Here is a 4,791-nt window from a genome sequence, read left to right on the forward strand (position 1 = left end):
GATTGCTTACGCTTCGATTAAATTACACGAGACTTAAATGGGTAACCCTATAAATTAATTTGAATAATTAATTCATGTTGAATCAAGATCCATTTTAGGTAAATATGAGGGCTGGTCAACAACTTCGGCAAAGGGTGGTCAATACTGCTGGTTTTTCCATTATGTGACAGAACAGAAATAGAGAAGCTTCTTAAGAAAGTAGTAGACCATCAAAATGCTTGGCCACATAGGCTTTGATTTTGTCAATATGCTCCGCTTTTAAAGTATAAACGAATACCACCACTTTTTGTGATTCATTCTGCTGAACAAGCTCTTCAATTAAAGGGGGTTCTGAACTGGCTACAAATGGACAATTGATTAAAAGGGTTTGAAGTTTTGTTAGTGTGACTTGGGAGAATTCTGTTGAGCTAAATGTGAATATCAATTTCTTTTTTACGAGATTTGAGTTATCGCTATCATGTGATATCACTTTTGAAATGACTCTACTATAGGGTATTGCATCTTTACTCCCTTGAGGTGTGAGGATATCAAAGGAGAAATATCCTGTTTTAATAACGCTCCCTATTAAACCTTCCACATTAATTTCGCGGTTCACTTCAATTTTTCTTTGAAGTTTTAAAATGACGCCAAATAGAAAATCACGTAATAAAAACCAAACGGGGACGATCATCAACAAAACTAAACATCCGAAGACAATCAGAATGATAAAATCTTGACGAGCATATACAAACCGTATTGCCCAAATGACAACACCAAGCCAACTTATTAATTCCACAACCGGCAATAAATATCCCAAATAGTGTTTCCAAATGATAGGAAGAGCAAGCTTTCTATGAAAAAAATAGAAGAGCCTAAATAAAGAAAATACCGCTATAATGACTAATAGGAGTGTTAAATACATAATTATTTTTTTAAATGATTCCCTTTTTCAAACTAATATTCACTAAAAAGGGTTCCAAATATTTATTGATAGTATAAATCTCTTTCCCTTTATGAACCAAGATTCCTGCATTAAGCAACTGTCTGATCAATTTAAATGACTCCTCATGGCTTAGTAACATTACTCTGGATAGTTTTTCTGTAGTCATCACTTTATGTTGAATAAACAAGGCAATAAGAATCAGCCAATCGGGTCTTATGTTCATTAAAACATCCAGATTTGGAAGTTCAGGTTTCTTAATAAATATATTTTGCTGTTCAATCTTAACAATATTTGCAAGCCAGGCATTCATGGCCACTCCTGGGTTCCCTTGTGAATATCTGAAATACTGATTGAATAAAGTAGCCATTTTAATTTGAGAAAGACTATCCTCGCTCTCCTCTTGATAATAGAAAGTAAGTCCACTGGATTTATGTCTATTATAAATAAGTTGTTGTAATTGACGTGCATCAAAAGCTTGCTTATCGAGTATCGCAATGAAATATTCGTTTAAAGAAATAAGCTGATTAATCTGCTTAATGGCATAGGAATTGGAATTGATAATGAATAAAATTTGATGACTATTTTGATTGATCAATTCAATAATTTCTTCAATCACCAACATTCCATTTATTGTTCTCTCCCACCACAGCTCAAAATCATTTATTAAAATCACACTTTCTGTAGGAAGATGTTGGCTTAATTCTGTGGTATAAGATTTCAATCCCAGAGCCTTCACAGCTTGGCTTTTCCAATCATTTAGAGAAATCGATCCTCCTTTTGGGGCTTGTATACTAAAAGTTCTATCTTTCTTGAAAAAACGATTCATCACAAATCGGCTCAAGGCGGTTTTGCCAGAACCATGGGCACCTTTAATTAAAATTGCTCCTCCATATCCTTCTTTATGTCTTTTTATGGATTCTTTCAACAGTTGAGTTTCATTAAGCATAGGAACCCAGTAGTCTTCATTTATTAATGAACTGCTGTTAAATAAAGTCCTATAAAAAATGGGAGCCTTGGCTAAAACAGTATCTTCTGGCATCTGACGGTCAGCTATATCTAGAATTTGTTGATTATTGCTTAAAGAATTCTCTTGATGAAGAAGATACTTTTGAGCCATGATCATTCCGTCACTGGAACTGTATAACAAATCAGTTAATAGGGAATTGATTTTATTTCTAATTAATGAAGTTTTAGTAAATAATCCTAAGCTTATTTTTTTACTTTTCTGTTCCCTCAATAGAGATGAGATTTCAAGCTCAGCTTCTATGATAGCATGGGAAAACAATGGAGCTAAAGCATTTTTAATCATAGCTTCGGATTGAGTTTCCATTCTATGAAGCTTCAGAATAATTGCCTGTTGCGTTTTTAATATTTGCTTTAAAATTTCATTTAAGAAAACGGTTAAGCTTTTATATGCGAAAACCTCTGTAGGCTCCTCTTCACTTTCGTTATCCATCCGGAATTTTATCAAACTCGAGGACTCTTTTCCGTCAACTATGGCCTGCTGGCAAAGTGCTTCTAGTTCTGCTAATTCCCTATAAAATGGCTCATATAAGTACGTGTCGATATAATAGCGGGCTATTTTTTGTGGTGCTACTTTTACATTTAAAGATTCTTCGGAAGGAGCTTCAGATATTTCTATTTCTTTCGGCAGTTTCTCCAAAATCTCATATATCCTGAGATGGGCTTCGGAAAATATCTCTTTCACATCTATATTTTCAGTGAATGAAACTTCTTTTAGCTTAACATCTGTTTCAGATTGTAAATTTTCAATATTCCTCTGAATTAATTCATAGGGTTGAAGCACTCTTTCCTTCACCAGATTGCCAATGCGTTCATTATTTTTTGCTATTATTGACTGGATTATTTTTTGTTCTGTAAAAATATGACAATCCAAACCGATGGCTTGGTTGATCAAATTCAATCTGATAGCCCAATCTTCAGGAAAAGATTCAAATAGGTCTGAAAGTGAAGGATGTTTTACTTTTATTTTGTTTCGAATAAGTTTTTTGACTTCTGGACTTATTAAATCCAAAGTAATATTCGTTATCTGATTACGCACTATGTCTATTAAAATTGATTTGCTTTTTACAAGCTGATTTCTCTGTTTTTGATCTAGGGCGGAGAAGATATCACGAACCTGATTCATATCTTGATTCAGTAGTTCAATTCCATAGCTATTTTTTGAAATCGACTTACTATAGATATCACTGACTAATAAAATCACTTTTTTTAGTTGTGAGAATACATAAAGGCTAGATTCTTCATAAATCTTCAATTGTTCTAAAGCTACAGGTTGCAAATAGCCTTGACTATGTGCATATAGAAGCTCACGATATTTAATATAAATGAATTTCTCTTTATCTGTATTTTGCTCCACCAAAGGAATAATGATAGTTTCTGGTGCTGCGTATAGATGATTGTCAAGTTTTAGAAGGAAAGAATGAATTCCCTGACTCAATATTTCCTTGGTTTTCAAAAGATTTTCTTTTGCTAGATTATCAAAGTACTGAACACTAAAATTCAAAAATATTTGATGCTGCTTGTGTATGCCTCTAGATAATTGTTTGCCTTTGAGCTCTTGTATAGAACTTAATAAGGTGTTTAAATTTTGAAGCACAAATTCCTGTAAAATAGAAACTAAATTCAATTCATAAAGACCTGCATCTTTCAGTGTACGATCGGAAAACTCAGTCACTATTCCTCGTAAATCCTCATCCAACTGTTCTATCCTTATTTTTAGGACTTTGTTTTCTATTTTGGGGATAGGTTTTAAGTTAGGTAATTCAGGATTCTCGGTCTCTAATGGTTTGTTTTTAATGGGTATATCAACAAGATTAATCTCTTCAAATTCATTTGAAGGGCTCAATATCATGATACTTGAATTCAATTCAGAAACCTTATTTATCTTCTCTATATACTCTTTTTGATAATTGCTTTGATTGCTTGATATTCCAAGAATAATTAAATCTGCTTCGGTAGATTCACTCTTGATGACCAGATCTAGGCTACGATTTCCAAAATCATCGCTAATAATCTTAACGCTGGCTTCTATTCTTTTTTCCTCAAGTAGGATTTTCGTATTTCTATATAATCTATCTGTATTTTGGCTATTCGGATTGATAATTAAAATCCGCAAATGAGCATCACGCCATTCTTGCGCAGTTAGTAGAATCCGCATTAAATTCAATGCAAAACTCAGATTTCTACCTTTCCCATTCCACCATATGTCTATGGTTTCTTTTTTTCCAAAACTGGCCTTTTTATCATAGTCTAAAAATACTGCATTCAAGTCTTTGTTTTTTAGGTCGGTAAGTACATTTGCTAAGAAATTTCCATTTTTCACATTCCTACTCCAACCCATCATGATGGTATTGGGTTCAAAACCACTAAAACCATATACGCTGGTTACTAATTCGATTCCAGATTCTATAGTATCACAAGTGAATTTTCGTTTAAAGAAATTGACCTCCTTAGTTTTAGTAGTTGCTATTTCAATAGTTTTTTTATTCTTACTTTGAGAAGGATGAAGCAATAATTCAAAGTCGGTAAGAGCGCCCAGTTTCCCAGATAAGGCTAAGCCTAATTCAACTAAATGGGGTCTTGATTCTTCTCCTCCGCTAAACAATATGATGTTAGGACGCCAATTTCGTTTATCTGTTTTTTCTGAACTCAATTTTAATAAAGCTTTTTTGGCCATATTAGTCCAGAAGCTGCTCCATGCATCGCCAGATTCTAAGACTAACTCTTTTCTACGAAGGTAGAAGAATAACAAGCCTAAAACCAATACGGCACCTGCCAAGGCCGCGAAATCTAATAATAGGGTTACCCATTTAAGTCTCGTGTAATTTAATCGAAGCGTAAGCAAT

Annotated in this window: 2 protein-coding genes; both read right to left on the bottom strand. The window is 33.6% G+C overall.

The annotated features are described in order from the left end of the window. Positions 1–190: 190 nt before the first annotated feature. Positions 191–901: a mechanosensitive ion channel domain-containing protein gene (locus tag HNS38_RS19655; protein WP_172283448.1), complete on the bottom strand. Its 711-nt coding sequence runs from the start codon at positions 899–901 to the stop codon at positions 191–193. A 10-nt stretch (positions 902–911) separates the two neighbouring features. After that, positions 912–4,791 (bottom strand): hypothetical protein (locus HNS38_RS19660; RefSeq protein ID WP_172346957.1); only part of this gene is annotated, 3,880 nt, incomplete at its 5' end.

The organism is Lentimicrobium sp. L6, assembly GCF_013166655.1.
Classification (GTDB): domain Bacteria; phylum Bacteroidota; class Bacteroidia; order Bacteroidales; family UBA12170; genus UBA12170.

Excerpts from the sequence above, each read along its gene's own strand:
- HNS38_RS19655 (WP_172283448.1), bottom strand. The coding sequence starts at position 901 with ATGTATTTAACACTCCTATTAGTCATTATAGCGGTATTTTCTTTATTT.